This is a genomic window from Pseudomonas sp. COR18 (genome assembly GCF_048568395.1).
GTDB lineage: Bacteria > Pseudomonadota > Gammaproteobacteria > Pseudomonadales > Pseudomonadaceae > Aquipseudomonas > Aquipseudomonas fuscovaginae_B.
Genome location: NZ_CP183808.1, coordinates 1185190 through 1202203, shown reverse-complemented (window position 1 = coordinate 1202203; position 17014 = coordinate 1185190). Strand labels below are relative to the sequence as shown.

The following is a 17014-nucleotide window of genomic DNA, read 5'->3' as shown; positions in this document are numbered from 1 at the left end:
GTTTTAGCCAAGGCCCGGTACAATCCGGGCCTTGTTGTTTTCAAAGATTTGGACAGGATCACTATGTCGGCTTCATTCGTTCATCTGCGCCTGCACACCGAGTTCTCCCTGGTCGACGGCCTGGTCCGGATCAAGCCGCTGGTCAAGGCCCTGAACGGCATGGGCATGCCCGCGGTGGCGGTGACCGACCAGAGCAACATGTGTTCCCTGGTCAAGTTCTACAAGGCTGCCATGGGCGGCGGGATCAAGCCGATCTGCGGGGTCGACCTGTGGTTGTCGAACAAGGATCCCGAAGCGCCGCTGAGCCGCCTCAGCCTGCTGGCGATGAATGCCGTGGGCTACCGTAACCTCACCGAGCTGATCTCCCGTGGCTACACCGATGGCCAGCGCAACGGCCTGATCATCATCGAGCGCGAGTGGGTGGCACAGGCCGCCGAAGGCGTGATCATGCTGTCGGCGGCCAAGGAAGGCGAGATCGGCATGGCCCTGATCGCCGGCAACCCGGAGATCGCCGAAGCCCTGGCGCTGGAATGGATGGCGATCTTCCCGGATCGTTTCTATCTGGAAGTGCAGCGCACCAACCGCGTCAATGACGAGGAACACCTGCATGCCGCCGTGGCCCTGGCCGACAGGATCGGTGCGCCGCTGGTGGCGACCAACGATGTGCGTTTCATCAAACAGGACGATTTCGATGCCCACGAGACCCGCGTGTGCATCGGCGAAGGTCGCGCCCTGGATGACCCTCGGCGTTCGCGCAACTACAGCGACCAGCAGTACCTCAAGAGCGCCGAGGAAATGGCCGAGCTGTTCAGCGACCTGCCCGAGGCGCTGGAAAACACCGTGGAGATTGCCAAGCGCTGCAATATCACAGTGCAGTTGGGCAAGTACTTCCTCCCCGACTTCCCGACACCCAACGGCATGGGCATCGACGACTACCTGCGCCACGTGTCCCACGAAGGCCTGGAAGAGCGCCTGGCGGTGCTCTGGCCCAGGGAGACCACGCCCAACTACGAGGAAAAGCGCCAGGTCTATCTGGATCGCCTGAAATTCGAACTGGACATCATCATCCAGATGGGTTTCCCCGGCTACTTCCTGATCGTGATGGACTTCATCAAGTGGGCCAAGAACAACGGCGTGCCGGTGGGCCCTGGCCGGGGCTCGGGTGCCGGTTCGCTGGTCGCCTACGTGCTGAAGATTACCGACCTCGATCCGCTGGCCTACGACCTGCTGTTCGAGCGTTTCCTCAACCCTGAGCGTATTTCCATGCCCGACTTCGACGTCGACTTCTGCATGGACGGCCGCGACCGGGTGATCGACTACGTGGCCGAGGCCTACGGCCGCAACGCGGTGAGCCAGATCATCACCTTCGGTACCATGGCCGCGAAGGCGGTGGTACGGGACGTGGCGCGGGTCCAGGGCAAGTCCTACGGCTTGGCCGACCGCCTGTCGAAGATGATTCCCTTCGAAGTCGGCATGACCCTGGAAAAGGCCTACGAGCAGGAAGAGATTCTGCGTGACTTCCTCAAGACCGACGAGGATGGCCGGGAAATCTGGGAGATGGCCCTCAAGCTCGAAGGTGTCACCCGCGGTACCGGCAAGCACGCCGGTGGCGTGGTGATCGCGCCGACCAAGCTCACCGACTTCTCGCCGATCGCCTGTGACGAAGAGGGTGGCGGCCTGGTGACCCAGTTCGACAAGGACGACGTCGAGGCCGCGGGCCTGGTGAAGTTCGACTTCCTGGGTCTGCGCACCCTGACCATCATCAAGTGGGCGATGGAGACGATCAATCGCGAGCAGGCCAAGCACAACCTGCCCGACGTCAATATCGACTTCATCCCGCTGGATGACAAGAAGACCTACGAGCTGCTGCAGAAAGCCGAAACCACGGCGGTGTTCCAGCTCGAATCCCGCGGCATGAAGGAGCTGATCAAGAAGCTCAAGCCCGACTGCCTGGAAGACCTTATCGCACTGGTGGCCCTGTTCCGTCCGGGCCCTTTGCAATCGGGCATGGTGGACGACTTCATCAACCGCAAGCACGGCCGTGCCGAGCTGGCCTATCCGCACCCCGACTATCAGTACGAGGGGCTGCAGCCGGTATTGGCGCCGACCTACGGCATCATCCTGTATCAGGAACAGGTGATGCAGATCGCCCAGGTGATGGCCGGCTACACCCTCGGTGGTGCGGACATGCTGCGCCGGGCGATGGGTAAGAAAAAGCCCGAGGAGATGGCCAAGCAGCGCGGCGGCTTCATCGAAGGTTGCGCCAACAACGGCATCGATGCCGACCTGGCGGGCAACATCTTCGACCTGGTGGAAAAATTCGCCGGCTACGGCTTCAACAAGTCTCATTCGGCCGCCTACGGCCTGGTTTCCTACCAGACCGCCTGGCTCAAGACCCACTATCCGGCGCCGTTCATGGCGGCGGTGCTCTCGGCGGATATGCACAACACCGACAAGGTGGTGATCCTGATCGAGGAAGTGCGCAGCATGAAGCTGCGCCTCGATTCGCCGGATGTGAACAACTCCGACTTCAAGTTCACGGTCAACGACGATGGCCGTATCGTCTATGGCCTGGGGGCGATCAAGGGCGTGGGCGAGGGGCCGGTGGAGGCCATCGTCGAGGCCCGCGCCGAAGGCGGGCCATTCAAGGACCTGTTCGACTTCTGCGAACGGGTCGACCTCAAACGCATCAACAAGCGCACCCTGGACGCGCTGATCCGCAGCGGTGCGCTGGATCGCCTGGGGCCGTACTTCCATGACGAACTCAAGGCCTACCAGGCCAACATCGACCGCAACCGTGCGGTGCTGTTGTCGGCCCTGGAGGAAGCGATCAAGGCCGCCGAGCAGACTGCCCGCACCGCCGACAGTGGCCATGCCGATCTGTTCGGCGGGCTGTTCGTCGAGGAGGACGCCGATGTCTACGCCAGCCATCGCAACGCCCGTGAACTGACCCTGAAGGATCGTCTGCGTGGCGAGAAGGACACCCTGGGCCTGTACCTGACCGGTCACCCGATCGACGAGTACGAAGGCGAGATCCGCCGTTTCGCCCGTCAGCGCATCATCGATCTCAAGCCGGCACGTGATACCCAGACCGTGGCCGGGATGATCATTGCCCTGCGGGTGATGAAGAACAAGAAGGGCGACAAGATGGGCTTCATCACCCTCGACGACCGCTCTGCGCGGATCGAGGCCTCGCTGTTCGCCGATGCCTTCATGTCGGCCCAGTCGCTGTTGCAGACCGATGCGATGGTGGTGGTCGAAGGTGAAGTCAGCAACGACGACTTCTCCGGCGGCCTGCGCCTGCGGGTCAAGCGGGTGATGAGCATGGAGGATGCCCGCACCAACCTGGCCGAGAGCCTGCGCCTGAAGGTCCAGGGCGCTGCGCTCAAGGTCAATGAGCTACGCTGGCTGGGCGACCTGCTCAAGCAGTACCGGGGCGCCTGCCCGATCACCATGGAGTACACCGGTCCCGACGCCAAGGCCCTGTTGCAACTGGGCGACAGCTGGAAGATCGACCCGGCGGATGGCCTGATTCAGGCATTGCGTGACCAGTTAGGGCGAGACAACGTCTTTCTCCAATACCGTTGAGGTGGTGGCGCCATCGGTGCGCCCCGACCTTGAACTTACTTTTAATCTCGACCTGAACGCGCCATATCCCGTAATGTAGGGCGCGATACAGATCAATCGGCCGGCCAGGCTGTGTAAAAACTACTGTGCTCGACCCAAGACGGACGCTTATGAACCCGAATTTTCTTGATTTCGAACAGCCGATCGCTGACCTGCAAGCCAAGATCGAAGAACTGCGCTTGGTCGGTAATGACAACTCGCTGAACATCGGCGATGAGATCTCCCGACTGCAGGAAAAGAGCAGCACGCTGACAGAAGATATTTTCGGCAAACTGACCAGCTGGCAGATTGCTCGTCTGGCGCGTCACCCGCGTCGCCCTTACACCCTGGACTACATCGAACACATCTTCACCGAGTTCGATGAGTTGCACGGCGATCGCCACTTTGCCGACGACGCTGCGATCGTCGGTGGTATCGCCCGCCTGGACGACCAGCCGGTAATGGTCATCGGCCACCAGAAAGGCCGCGAAGTGCGTGAGAAGGTGCGTCGCAACTTCGGTATGCCGCGTCCGGAAGGCTATCGCAAGGCCTGCCGTCTGATGGAAATGGCCGAACGCTTCAAGATGCCGATCCTGACCTTTATCGATACACCGGGTGCCTACCCGGGGATCGACGCCGAAGAGCGCAACCAGAGCGAGGCGATCGCCTGGAACCTGCGCGTCATGTCGCGCCTGAAGACCCCGATCATCGCCACCGTGATCGGTGAGGGTGGTTCCGGCGGCGCACTGGCGATTGGCGTATGCGACCAGTTGAACATGCTGCAGTACTCGACCTATGCGGTGATCTCGCCGGAAGGTTGCGCCTCGATTCTCTGGAAAACCGCCGAGAAGGCTGCGGATGCCGCCGAGGCCATGGGCATCACCGCCGAGCGCCTGAAAGGCCTGGGCATCGTCGACAAGGTCATCGCCGAGCCACTGGGCGGCGCGCACCGTGATCCGGCGGCCGCTTCGGCACTGATCCGTGCAGAACTGAGTTCGCAACTGGCGATGCTGAAGAAGCTCGACAACGAAACGCTGCTGGCTCGTCGCTATGAGCGTCTGATGAGCTATGGTCTCTAAGTAGAGCTACCTTGGTAGCGGGCTTGCTTCGCTCCTGCGCATGACGGTAGGAGCCGAGCTTGCTCGCGAACCGCCGCAGGCGGCCATCCAGTGGGTTCGCCTCATGGGTGAAGTCGCCTTCGCGAGCAAGCTCTGCTCCTACAGGATCTAGGGCGTCTCAATTCATGCGTCAGTCAGATATCGATTTGCCCTCCAGGGTGCTTCAAGCCCTGGCACCCTGGCGCAATGCCTCCACTTGGCGCCTGGCCTTCTCCGGTGGCCTCGACTCCACCGTCCTCCTGCACCTGCTGGCCCGCCTGGGCAAGACCGAATCCCTGCCCGAGCTTCGGGCCCTGCATATCCACCATGGCCTGCAGATCGCTGCCGACAGCTGGCCCGAGCATTGCCAGGCCATCTGCGATTCGCTGGGCGTGCCGTTGCAGGTAGTGCGGGTGAGCGTCCAGCTGGGCGCCAGTCTCGAGCGCGCCGCGCGGGATGCCCGCTACCTGGCGTTCGCCGGGGTGACTCAGTTGAATGATGTCCTGCTCACCGCCCAGCACCGTGACGATCAGGCCGAAACGTTGCTGTTTCGCCTGTTGCGGGGGGCAGGGGTCCGTGGCCTGGCGGCGATGCCGAGCGAGCGGGAAGTGGGTGGCGGCTATCTGGTTCGGCCATTGCTCGATGTTTCCCGCGCAGAGCTCGCGCAATATGCCCGCGAGCATGGTCTGAACTGGATCGAGGACCCGTCCAACGCCGACCAGCAGTTCTCCCGCAATTACCTGCGTCACCGGGTGTTTCCTGGGCTGGCCGAGCGCTGGCCGCAGGCGGTCGGCAGCATGGTGCGCAGCGCGGCCCATCTGCGCGAGGCCCAGGAGTTGCTGGATGACCTGGCCGAAATCGACCTGGACAACGCCCAGGCCCATTCCCGCTATGACTGGCTGGGCATGCCGTCACTGGCCCTGGATGCGCTCGCCGACTTGTCCGAGGCACGCCAGCGCAACCTGTTGCGCCACTGGCTGGAACCGCTGACGCAATTGCCGGACAGCGACCATTGGGCCGGCTGGGAGGACCTGCGCGATGCCGGGCATGATGCCCGGCCCAAGTGGCGCCTGGCCGAGGGCGAGTTGCACCGGGCCGACGAGCACCTGTGGTGGCTGAGTGGTTCCTGGTTGCGCCAGCCGCGGGCGGATATCGACTGGCGCGACCCGCGGCGTGGCCTGGAATTGCCGGACAATGGCGAGTTGCTGATCGTCGGCGAGGCACCCTCCGGTCCGTTGCAGGTGCGCTATCGCCAGGGAGGCGAGGTGCTGCACCTGCCGGATCGCGGGCATCGCGATCTCAAGCGGCTGCTCAATGAAAGCGGGGTGCCCTGGTTCGTCCGTGGCCGCTTGCCACTGGTCTACCGGGACGGCCAGTTGCTGGCCGTGGCCAACCTGGCCGGGCTCGACGGGCGGGCGTTCGGCGACTGGCATTTGCAGTGGCAGCCACCTTCGAGCGATCAAGGTTTGAGCTGAAAGCCGCTTTCCGGTAGACTACGCTCCCTTCTTGATACAACTTCTGTTGATTCGCCTGAATGACAGCAGTTGCCGATTACCAAGCAGTCTTTGCTGGGCGATTCCAAAAAATGTGTAGCGAGCAACGTACCGGTGTTGTCACTTCCGGTCTGTCCCAACGCGGCGGTTTTTTTGAAAGATGCACTGTGATTAATGCTGGTGATCGGGGGCTTCGGCCTTCCTTCGCTTTCCCGGGCGGCTCGGACCGCTTTAACGCAGACTTCTAGGGTTTTTCATGACGCGCTATATATTCGTCACGGGCGGTGTTGTTTCTTCATTGGGGAAAGGCATTGCCTCGGCTTCATTGGCGGCCATCCTGGAGGCGCGGGGGCTGAAAGTCACCATGCTCAAGCTGGATCCGTACATCAACGTCGATCCGGGCACCATGAGCCCGTTCCAGCACGGTGAAGTGTTCGTCACCCATGATGGCGCCGAGACCGACCTGGACCTGGGTCACTACGAGCGGTTCATCCGCACCACCATGACCCAGAACAACAACTTCACCACCGGCCGCGTGTACGAGCACGTCCTGCGCAAGGAGCGCCGTGGTGACTACCTGGGTGCGACCATCCAGGTGATCCCGCACATCACCGACGAAATCAAGCGTCGCATCATCAAGGGTGCCGGCGATGCCGACGTGGCCCTGGTGGAAATCGGCGGTACCGTGGGCGACATCGAGTCGCAACCGTTCCTCGAAGCCATCCGCCAGTTGCGGGTCGAGGTCGGCTCCAAGCGCGCGATGCTGATGCACCTGACCCTGGTTCCGTACATCGCCACCGCTGGCGAGACCAAGACCAAGCCGACCCAACACTCGGTGAAGGAGCTGCGCTCCATCGGGCTGCAGCCTGACGTGCTGATCTGCCGCTCCGACCATCCGGTGGATGTCTCCTCGCGTCGCAAGATCGCCCTGTTCACCAACGTTGAAGAGCGTGCGGTGATCTCCCTGGAAGACGTCGACACCATCTACAAGATCCCGGCCGTGCTGCACGCCCAGGGCCTGGACGATTTCGTCGTCGAGCGTTTCGGCCTGCAGTGCAACGGTGCCGACCTGTCCGAATGGGAAAAGGTCGTCGATGCCAAGCTCAACCCCGAGCACGAAGTCACCATCGCCATGGTCGGCAAGTACATGGAACTGCTGGACGCCTACAAGTCGCTGATCGAGGCGATGAGTCACGCCGGCATCACCAACCGCACCAAGGTCAACCTGCGCTACATCGATTCCGAGGATATCGAGAACCAGGGTACCGGCCTGCTCGAAGGCGTCGATGCGATCCTGGTTCCTGGCGGCTTCGGCCTGCGCGGCGTGGAGGGCAAGATCACTGCCGTCCAGTACGCTCGCGAGAACAAGGTTCCCTACCTCGGTATCTGCCTGGGTATGCAGGTGGCGGTCATCGAGTTCGCCCGTAACGTGCTGGGCTGGAAGGACGCCAACTCCACCGAGTTCGACCGCAGCAGCGGCCACCCCGTGGTCGGCCTGATCACCGAATGGGAAGACGCCTCCGGTGCCGTCGAGACCCGTACCGAAGCCTCCGATCTGGGTGGCACCATGCGCCTGGGCGCCCAGGAATGCCTGCTCGAAGCCGGTTCCCAGGTCCATGGTTGCTACGGCAAGGACGTGATCGTCGAGCGTCATCGCCACCGCTACGAAGTGAACAACAAGCTGCTGCCGCAGATCATGGAAGCCGGTCTGAAGATTTCCGGTCGTTCCGGTGATGGCGCGCTGGTGGAAGTGGTCGAGGCTCCGGATCATCCATGGTTCGTCGCCTGCCAGTTCCACCCCGAGTTCACCTCGACCCCGCGTGACGGTCATCCGCTGTTCAGCGGTTTCGTCAAGGCGGCACTGGCCCAACACCAGAAGAAGGCGTGAGACTGATGGCCCAGAAGATCATTCGCGTCGGCGACATCGAGATCGCCAACGACAAGCCGATGGTGCTGTTCGGTGGCATGAACGTGCTGGAAAGCCGTGACATGGCGATGCAGGTCTGCGAAGAGTACGTGCGGGTCACCGAGAAACTCGGTATCCCCTACGTGTTCAAGGCCAGCTTCGACAAGGCCAACCGTTCCTCCGTGACCTCCTTCCGTGGCCCCGGCCTGGAAGAGGGCATGCGGATCTTCCAGGACATCAAGCAGGCCTTCGGCGTGCCGATCATCACCGACGTCCACGAGCCTGCCCAGGCCGCCGTGGCCGCCGAGGTCTGCGACATCATCCAGTTGCCGGCCTTCCTGTCGCGCCAGACCGACCTGGTGGTCGCCATGGCCAGGACCGGTGCGGTGATCAACATCAAGAAAGCCCAGTTCCTCGCCCCCCAGGAAATGAAGCACATCCTGAACAAGTGCGTGGAAGCCGGCAACGACCAGTTGATCCTCTGCGAGCGTGGTTCGAGCTTCGGCTACAACAACCTGGTGGTCGACATGCTCGGCTTCGGTATCATGAAGCAGTTCGAGTACCCGGTGTTCTTCGACGTCACCCACGCCCTGCAGATGCCGGGCGGCCGTGCGGATTCGGCCGGTGGTCGCCGCGCCCAGGTTACCGACCTGGCCAAGGCTGGCATCAGCCAGGGCCTGGCGGGGTTGTTCCTCGAGGCGCACCCGGATCCGGACCATGCCAAGTGCGATGGCCCTTGTGCCCTGCGTCTGAACAAACTGGAGCAGTTCCTCAGCCAGCTCAAGGCTCTGGATGAACTGATTAAGAGTTTTCCGACCGTAGAAACGGCCTGATCCTCATTTCTCCGGTAAACTGCCACACAATTTTTCGCTCTGGCCTGCCGGCCGCATTGCTTTTGCAGTAGCCGGCTTGTCGGCGATCAGACCCGGCGGTCGGCTATCGACCCAGCGGGCAGCTGATCGCCGGTAAGCCGGTGCCTGCATGGTCTCGTCAACTGTGGAGTGTTTACAACAATGGCAAAAATCGTCGACATCAAAGGTCGTGAAGTTCTCGACTCCCGTGGCAACCCCACTGTGGAAGCGGACGTGCTTCTGGACAACGGCATCATCGGCAGCGCCTGCGCTCCGTCCGGTGCTTCCACCGGCTCGCGTGAAGCGCTGGAGCTGCGTGATGGCGACAAGAGCCGTTACCTGGGCAAGGGTGTACTGAAGGCCGTCGCCAACATCAACGGCCCGATCCGTGACCTGCTGCTGGGCAAGGATCCAGCGGACCAGAAGGCTCTGGACCATGCGATGATCGCCCTCGACGGTACCGAGAACAAGGCGAACCTGGGGGCCAACGCCATCCTCGCGGTGTCCCTGGCCGCGGCCAAGGCTGCAGCCCAGGACCAGGACCTGCCGCTGTACGCACACATTGCCAACCTGAACGGTACTCCAGGTGTCTACTCGATGCCGGTTCCGATGATGAACATCATCAACGGTGGCGAACATGCCGACAACAACGTCGATATCCAGGAATTCATGGTTCAGCCGGTTGGCGCCAAGTCCTTCTCCGAAGGCCTGCGCATGGGCACCGAGATTTTCCATCACCTCAAAGCCGTGCTCAAAGCCCGTGGCCTGAGCACCGCGGTAGGTGACGAAGGTGGTTTCGCACCGAACCTGGCATCCAACGAAGATGCCCTGAAAGTCATCTCCGAAGCCGTTGCCAATGCCGGTTACACCCTGGGCACCGACGTGACCCTGGCTCTGGACTGCGCGGCCAGCGAGTTCTTCGAAGACGGCAAGTACAACCTGTCCGGCGAAGGCCAGGTGTTCACCGCCGAAGGTTTCGCCGAATACCTGAAGGGCCTGACCCAGCGCTACCCGATCATCTCGATCGAAGACGGCCTGGACGAGTCCGACTGGGCCGGCTGGAAGATCCTTACCGACAAGATCGGCGAGAAAACCCAACTGGTGGGTGACGACCTGTTCGTGACCAACACCAAGATCCTGAAGGAAGGCATCGACAAGAAGATCGCCAACTCCATCCTGATCAAGTTCAACCAGATCGGCTCCCTGACCGAAACCCTGGAAGCCATCCAGATGGCCAAGGCTGCCGGCTACACCGCGGTGATCTCGCACCGTTCCGGTGAAACCGAAGACTCGACCATCGCCGACCTGGCCGTGGGTACCGCTGCCGGCCAGATCAAGACCGGTTCGCTGTGCCGCTCCGACCGCGTTTCCAAGTACAACCAACTGCTGCGTATCGAAGAGCAATTGGGCGCCAAGGCGAAGTACAACGGTCGTTCCGAGTTTCGCGGTTAAGCCGTAGATGGTAAAAAGACACCGGATTGTGTCGGAAAAGTCGCTATAGCGGTTTTTTCGCAACTAATCTGATGGCTGACAAGCACGGGCCTGGGTATATCCAGGCTCTTGCTGTTGGTATATGGACGTCGGCTTGGCTGTCTTTTCACTGGGTAAACGAAATTCGATGCGCAGTCCCAACTGGTTGTTCCTTGTCCTGCTCTTGCTGCTGGCTGGCCTGCAGTACCGCCTTTGGGTGGGTAACGGGAGCCTGGCACAGGTAGCCGACCTGACCCAACAGATTGCCGAACAGCATGCCGAGAACGAGCGCCTGCTGGAGCGCAACCGTGTCCTCGATGCGGAAGTCCTTGAGCTGAAGAAAGGCATGGAGACCGTTGAAGAGCGTGCTCGCCATGAGCTGGGCATGGTCAAGGACGGCGAAACCCTTTATCAGCTGGCACAATGACTGACTCATCGCTACCGGCCTTCTGGGCCGTGATTCCTGCCGCGGGTGTGGGTGCCCGTATGGCGGCCGACCGTCCCAAGCAGTACCTGCAACTGGGCGGACGATCCATTCTCGAACACAGCCTCGGCTGTTTTCTCGATCATCCGGGCCTCAAGGGGCTGGTGCTGAGCCTGGCGCCCGATGATCCCTACTGGCCGACCCTGGCCTGTGCTGGCGATTCGCGTATCCGGCGTGTCGACGGTGGCGCCGAGCGTGCCGACTCGGTACTCAATGCCTTGTTGCATCTGCATGCCCTGGGGGCGGCGGATGACGACTGGGTGCTGGTTCACGATGCGGCCCGGCCGAATCTGTCCCGCGACGACCTCGATACCTTGCTCGCCGAACTGGCGGACGACCCGGTGGGTGGCCTGCTGGCCGTACCGGCGCGGGATACGCTCAAGCGGGTGGACAAACAGGGGCGGGTGCTGGAAACCGTCGATCGGGCGCTGATCTGGCAGGCCTATACGCCACAGATGTTCCGCCTGGGTGCCTTGCACCGGGCATTGGCCGACAGCCTGGTGGCTGACGCGACCATCACCGACGAATCTTCGGCGATGGAGTGGGCCGGCCAGGCGCCGCGCCTGATCGAGGGGCGCTCGGACAACATCAAGGTCACCCGTCCCGAGGACCTGGAGTGGCTGCGCCTGCGTTGGGCCAATCGCCGCTGAGGCGGTTGCTGTTCGCGGGCAAGCCCGGCTCCTACAGCTCATCCTCTTTTATACGACGCGGATCTGTAGGCGCCGGGTTTGCCCGCGAAAGCACCAGGCCCGGCGCCGCCGATCTTCAGGCCTGGTACTCCGGCCGCTTCGCCAACCCCTCCCGGAGATAATCCACCAGCTTGCGTACTTTCGGCGACAGGTGCCGCTGTTGCGGGTACAGCGCCCACACCGCGGTATTCGGCGGCTGGTGCGCTTCGAGCAGGGATATCAGCGTGCCGTTGTGCAAATGCTCCAGCACGTAATAGTCCGGTAACTGGCACAACCCCACCCCCTGCAACGCCGCATCGAGTACTGCCTGGCCACTGTTGCAGCGCCAGTTGCCCTGGACCCGTTGGGAAAACTCGCGGCCATCCTGCTCCAGTTGCCAGATATCCGAACTGCCGATCAGGCAATTGTGCCGGCTCAGTTCCGACAGGCTGTGGGGCCGGCCATACCGCTCCAGGTAGGAAGGGGAGGCGCACAGGTACATCCGCCGCGGCGCCAGCCGGCTCGCCACCAGTCGGGAGTCCTGCAGGCGGCCGAGGCGAATCGCCAGGTCCAGGCCTTCATGCACCAGGTCCAGGGTGCGGTTGCTCAACTCGATATCCACCCGCAACTGCGGATACAGCCCCATGAACGCGGTGACCAGCGGCACGATGAAGCGTTCGCCGTAGGCCACCGCGCAGGTCATGCGCAGCATGCCCTTGGGTTCGCTGGTCAGGTCACCCACCGCCCGCAGTGCTTCCTCGCGTCCGTCCTGCAGGCGCTGGCAGTGTTGCAGGAAAGTCTGCCCGGCCTCGGTCAGCGTCACGCGCCGGGTGCTGCGATAGAGCAGGCGAGTCTGCAGGCGTTCCTCCAGCCGGGCGATCTGCCGGCTGATGTGCGAAGAGGACACTCCCAGGCGCTCCGCCGCCGCGGTGAACTGGCTGCACTCGGCTACGGCGACGAACTCGTCGATCCCTTCCCAGCCGTTCTCGCTCATCCGATTATCCCTGCATGGCAATAATGTTTTGCTTTCGACTTGATTATTCACCAATAGTCGATGATTTACACTCTGGTCTTTGCCATTCACTTTTCAGGAGTTGCTGGATGATCAAGTCACGTGCTGCCGTTGCCTTCGAGGCGAAGAAGCCGCTGGAAATCGTCGAAGTCGATGTTGCCATGCCCAAGGCCGGCGAAGTGCTGTTGCGTGTCGTGGCCACCGGCGTCTGTCACACCGACGCCTACACCCTGTCCGGTGCGGACCCGGAAGGTATCTTCCCGTCCATTCTCGGCCATGAAGGCGGGGCGATCGTCGAGGCGATCGGCGAGGGTGTGACCTCGGTGGCCGTCGGCGACCATGTCATCCCGCTGTACACCCCGGAATGCGGCAAGTGCAAATTCTGCCTGTCGGGCAAGACCAACCTTTGCCAGGCGATCCGCGCCACCCAGGGCAAGGGCCTGATGCCGGACGGTACTTCGCGTTTCTCCTACAAGGGCGAGACTATTTTCCACTACATGGGCACCTCGACCTTCTCCGAGTACACCGTGCTGCCGGAAATCTCCGTGGCCAAGATCGCCAAGGATGCGCCGCTGGAGAAGGTCTGCCTGCTCGGCTGTGGCGTCACCACCGGGATCGGTGCGGTGATCAATACCGCCAAGGTCAAGGCTGGCGATACCGTGGCGATCTTCGGCCTGGGCGGCATCGGCCTGTCGGCGGTGATCGGCGCGGTGAAAGCCAAGGCCGGCCGTATCATCGCCATCGACATCAACCCGGCCAAGTTCGAGATCGCCCGGCAACTGGGCGCCACCGATTGCGTCAACCCGAAGGATTTCGATCGTCCGATCCAGGAAGTCATCGTCGACATGACCGATGGCGGTGTGGATTTCTCCTTCGAGTGCATCGGCAATGTGCAATTGATGCGTGCGGCGCTGGAGTGCTGCCACAAGGGTTGGGGCGAGTCGGTGATCATCGGCGTGGCCGGTGCCGGCCAGGAAATCGCCACCCGTCCGTTCCAACTGGTGACCGGTCGCGTCTGGCGCGGTTCGGCGTTCGGTGGCGTGCGTGGCCGCAGCGAGCTGCCGAGCTATGTCGACATGGCGCAGAAGGGCGAGATCCCGCTGGATACCTTCATCACCCACACCATGGGCCTGGAAGACATCAACAAGGCGTTCGACCTGATGCATGAAGGCAAGAGCATCCGTACCGTCATCCACTTCTGATTACCTTGCAGGGGCCAGCCGTCAGCCGGCCCCTGCAGTGTGGAGTTGTGCTTATGTCCCTGGAAAACCTCTCTTGCCAGAAGAGCTTCGGCGGCTGGCATAAACGCTATAAACATCATTCCGATGTGCTCGGTTGCGACATGGTGTTTGCCGTCTACCTGCCGCCGCAGGCCGAGCAGGGTGTCAAGCTGCCGGTGCTGTACTGGCTGTCCGGGCTGACCTGTACCGATGAAAACTTCATGCAAAAGGCCGGCGCCCAGCGTATGGCCGCGCAACTGGGGTTGATCATCGTTGCCCCGGATACCAGCCCGCGTGGTCCGGAAGTGCCCGGCGATCCCGAGAATGCCTGGGATTTTGGCCTCGGCGCCGGTTTCTACCTGAATGCGACGCAACAGCCCTGGGCCCGCCACTACCGGATGCACGACTATGTGGTGCACGAGCTGCCGGCCCTGATCGAGGCGCATTTCCCGGCCTCCGACAAGCGCGGAATCAGTGGCCATTCCATGGGCGGCCATGGCGCGCTGGTGTGCGCCTTGCGCAATCCGGGGCGTTACCAGTCGCTGTCGGCCTTCGCGCCGATCAGCAACCCGATGGATTGCCCGTGGGGGCAGAAGGCGTTCTCGCGTTACCTGGGCGAGGAGCGTGCACGCTGGCGCGAATGGGATGCCTGCGCGCTGATCAGCGAGGCGAGCGAGAAGCTGCCGATCCTGGTGGATCAGGGCGACCGCGACGACTTCCTGGCCAATCAGCTCAAGCCCGAGGCCTTGCAGCAGGCGGCCAGGCAGGCCGGGCATCCGCTGACCCTGCGCCTGCAGCCGGGCTACGACCACAGCTACTTTTTCATCGCCAGCTTCATCGATGATCATTTGAAGCATCACAGCGAAGCTCTTAGCGGCTAATGTCGGACAAAGCAGGTAGAATCACGCCCTGACTAAATCGGGGCGTTTTTTTATGCGTATTGGCCACGGCTATGATGTTCACCGTTTCGCCGAAGGCGAATTCATCACTCTGGGTGGCGTGCGGATCGCGCACCACCGTGGGCTGCTGGCTCATTCCGACGGCGACGTACTGCTGCATGCCCTGAGTGACGCATTGCTGGGTGCGGCGGCATTGGGCGACATCGGCAAGCATTTTCCCGACACCGACCCGACCTACAAGGGCGCCGACAGCCGCGTGCTGTTGCGTCACGTGATGTCGTTGCTCAAGGAGCGCGGCTGGCGGGTCGGCAACGTCGACAACACCATCGTTGCCCAGGCACCGAAAATGGCACCGCATATCGAGTCGATGCGCGCGTTGATCGCCGAGGACCTTGAAGTTGAGCTGGACCAAGTGAACGTAAAAGCCACCACCACCGAAAAGCTCGGCTTTACCGGGCGTGAGGAAGGCATCGCGGTGCATTCCGTCGCCTTGTTGCTGCGCGCATGACGGAACTGGAACTGCTGGGCCCCCGCGCCCATGGCGAGGCGCTGGGCAGCGCGGTGCTCAAGGCCACCGCAGAAGATTTCCAGGTCGATGAAGTGCTCGACATTCCCCTGTCCGGCGATGGCGAACACCTGTGGCTGTGGGTGGAGAAACGCGGCCTGAACACCGAGGAAGCGGCCCGCCGTCTTGCCCGGGCCGCCGGCGTGCCCTTGCGCACCGTCAGCTACGCCGGGCTGAAGGACCGCCAGGCGCTGACCCGGCAATGGTTCAGCATCCAGTTGCCGGGCAAGGCCGATCCGGACATGACCGCCGCGCAGAACGACACGCTGCGAATCCTCAAGAGTGTCCGGCACAAGCGCAAGCTGCAGCGCGGCGCCCACTCGGCCAACGGTTTCACCCTGCGCCTGAGCCAACTGGCGGCGGATCGGCAGGGGCTGGAGCAACGCCTGGAACAGATCAGCCGGCTGGGCATTCCGAATTACTTTGGTACCCAGCGCTTCGGCCACCAGGGCGGCAATCTCGGCGAGGCCCGTGACTATGCGGCGCGCCAGACCCTGCCGGAGCAGCGCAATGTGCGTTCGCGGCTGCTTTCCAGCGCCCGCAGCTATCTGTTCAACCAGGTGCTGGCGGCGCGGGTCGCCGATGGCAGCTGGAACCGCGCCCAGGTGGGCGACCTGCTGGCCTTTACCGACAGCCGTAGTTTTTTCCCGGCCAACGAAGCCGAATGCCATGACCCGCGCCTGGCGATTCTCGACCTGCATCCGACCGGCCCGCAGTGGGGGCAGGGGCCTTCCCCGGCGGCCGCCGCGACCTTCGAACTGGAGCAGGCCGTTGCCGCGCGTGAGCCGCAATTGTGCCAATGGCTGGCCAAGGCGGGAATGGAGCACGAACGTCGTATCCTGCGGCTGCCCATTGGCGGGCTGACGTGGCATTATCCATCGCTGGACATTCTGCAACTGGAATTCGTCCTGCCGGCCGGATGCTTCGCCACTGTTCTGGTGCGCGAGCTCGTTGATCTGGTGCCGGTGGGACAGACGGACAGCTCATGCGTATTCTGATTTCCAACGACGACGGGGTTTTCGCCCCCGGTCTCGCCGCGCTTCATGCTGCGCTGGCGGACTATGCCGAGTGCCGGGTGATTGCCCCGGACCAGGACAGGAGCGGCACCAGCAGTGCGCTGACCCTCGACCGTCCGCTGCATCCGCACACCCAGCCCAACGGCTTCATCAGCCTGAACGGCACGCCGACCGACTGCGTGCACCTGGGCGTCAATGGCCTGTTGGGCCACGAACCGGACATGGTGGTCTCGGGCATCAACCTGGGCGCCAACCTTGGCGACGACGTGCTGTATTCCGGCACGGTCGGCGCTGCGCTGGAAGGCCGTTTCCTGGGCCGGACCTCCTTCGCCTTTTCGCTCGCTTCCCATCAGGTCGACAACCTGGCCACTGCGGCGCATTTCGCCCGTTTGCTGGTGCAGGCCCATGAAGGTCTCGAGTTGCCGCCGCGCACAGTACTCAACGTCAACGTGCCGAACCTGCCGCTGGAGCATATCCGCGGCATCCGCCTGACCCGCCTGGGGCATCGGGCGCGTGCGGCGGCGCCGATCCGCGAAGTCAATCCGCGGGGCAAGGCCGGGTACTGGATCGCCGCGGCCGGGGATGTCGAGGATGGCGGCCCGGGTACGGACTTCCATGCGTTGATGCAGGGTTTCGTTTCGGTTACACCGCTGCAACTGGATCGTACCTTCAACGATGCCTTTGCCAGCCTGGGTGGTTGGCTGGAGGGGCTTGCCTGATGGCGCGT

General features: G+C 62.7%; 14 protein-coding genes. 13 read left to right on the top strand and 1 reads right to left on the bottom strand.

Annotated features, from left to right (window positions below):
- The first annotated feature begins 63 nt into the window (after positions 1 to 63).
- The 8 genes from dnaE (at position 64) to ispD (ending at position 11557) form a co-directional block, all read left to right on the top strand.
- Positions 64 to 3588, top strand: coding sequence for a DNA polymerase III subunit alpha (gene dnaE, locus ACM62G_RS05645; protein ID WP_273819436.1), 3525 nt, complete (start codon positions 64 to 66; stop codon positions 3586 to 3588).
- Between the two features lie 149 nt (positions 3589 to 3737).
- The gene (locus tag ACM62G_RS05640; RefSeq protein ID WP_054058433.1) at positions 3738 to 4685 is read left to right on the top strand and encodes an acetyl-CoA carboxylase carboxyltransferase subunit alpha; all 948 of its coding nucleotides are present in this window, start codon (positions 3738 to 3740) and stop codon (positions 4683 to 4685) included.
- A gap of 164 nt (positions 4686 to 4849) precedes the next feature.
- The gene (tilS, locus tag ACM62G_RS05635; protein ID WP_419736827.1) at positions 4850 to 6178 is read left to right on the top strand and encodes a tRNA lysidine(34) synthetase TilS; all 1329 of its coding nucleotides are present in this window, start codon (positions 4850 to 4852) and stop codon (positions 6176 to 6178) included.
- 274 nt (positions 6179 to 6452) lie between these two features.
- Positions 6453 to 8084, top strand: a complete 1632-nt coding sequence (locus ACM62G_RS05630) for a CTP synthase (RefSeq protein WP_054058431.1) — start codon at positions 6453 to 6455, stop codon at positions 8082 to 8084.
- A gap of 5 nt (positions 8085 to 8089) precedes the next feature.
- The gene (gene kdsA / locus ACM62G_RS05625; RefSeq protein WP_273819438.1) at positions 8090 to 8935 is read left to right on the top strand and encodes a 3-deoxy-8-phosphooctulonate synthase; all 846 of its coding nucleotides are present in this window, start codon (positions 8090 to 8092) and stop codon (positions 8933 to 8935) included.
- 180 nt (positions 8936 to 9115) lie between these two features.
- A complete protein-coding gene (gene eno, locus ACM62G_RS05620; protein WP_054058429.1) occupies positions 9116 to 10405 on the top strand; it encodes a phosphopyruvate hydratase in 1290 nt (429 codons plus the stop codon).
- Between the two features lie 166 nt (positions 10406 to 10571).
- Positions 10572 to 10850 (top strand): cell division protein FtsB, encoded by a 279-nt coding sequence (gene ftsB, locus ACM62G_RS05615; protein WP_017906255.1) that lies wholly within the window; start codon positions 10572 to 10574, stop codon positions 10848 to 10850.
- Positions 10847 to 11557, top strand: a complete 711-nt coding sequence (ispD, locus tag ACM62G_RS05610; protein ID WP_419736826.1) for a 2-C-methyl-D-erythritol 4-phosphate cytidylyltransferase — start codon at positions 10847 to 10849, stop codon at positions 11555 to 11557. The genes ftsB and ispD overlap by 4 nt, the downstream gene beginning before the upstream one ends.
- A 115-nt stretch (positions 11558 to 11672) precedes the next feature.
- Here ispD and ACM62G_RS05605 read toward each other — a convergent pair whose 3' ends face one another.
- Positions 11673 to 12569 (bottom strand): LysR substrate-binding domain-containing protein, encoded by an 897-nt coding sequence (locus ACM62G_RS05605; protein ID WP_419736825.1) that lies wholly within the window; start codon positions 12567 to 12569, stop codon positions 11673 to 11675.
- Between the two features lie 107 nt (positions 12570 to 12676).
- Here ACM62G_RS05605 and ACM62G_RS05600 point away from each other — a divergent pair, with 107 nt between their 5' ends.
- Genes ACM62G_RS05600 through surE form a run of 5 tightly spaced genes read left to right on the top strand, consistent with a single transcriptional unit; the run spans position 12677 to position 17006 of the window.
- The gene (locus tag ACM62G_RS05600; RefSeq protein WP_054058427.1) at positions 12677 to 13789 is read left to right on the top strand and encodes an S-(hydroxymethyl)glutathione dehydrogenase/class III alcohol dehydrogenase; all 1113 of its coding nucleotides are present in this window, start codon (positions 12677 to 12679) and stop codon (positions 13787 to 13789) included.
- Positions 13790 to 13836: 47 nt separating this feature from the next.
- Complete coding sequence (fghA, locus tag ACM62G_RS05595) at positions 13837 to 14688, top strand: S-formylglutathione hydrolase (protein WP_192842706.1); 852 nt, start codon at positions 13837 to 13839, stop codon at positions 14686 to 14688.
- A 52-nt stretch (positions 14689 to 14740) separates the two neighbouring features.
- Positions 14741 to 15214, top strand: coding sequence for a 2-C-methyl-D-erythritol 2,4-cyclodiphosphate synthase (gene ispF / locus ACM62G_RS05590; RefSeq protein ID WP_273819443.1), 474 nt, complete (start codon positions 14741 to 14743; stop codon positions 15212 to 15214).
- Complete coding sequence (gene truD / locus ACM62G_RS05585) at positions 15211 to 16269, top strand: tRNA pseudouridine(13) synthase TruD (RefSeq protein ID WP_419736824.1); 1059 nt, start codon at positions 15211 to 15213, stop codon at positions 16267 to 16269. Before ispF ends, truD begins: the two co-directional genes overlap by 4 nt.
- Entirely contained in the window at positions 16257 to 17006 is a 750-nt protein-coding gene (gene surE, locus ACM62G_RS05580) for a 5'/3'-nucleotidase SurE (protein ID WP_054058423.1), read from the top strand. The genes truD and surE overlap by 13 nt, the downstream gene beginning before the upstream one ends.
- Positions 17007 to 17014 lie beyond the last annotated feature (8 nt).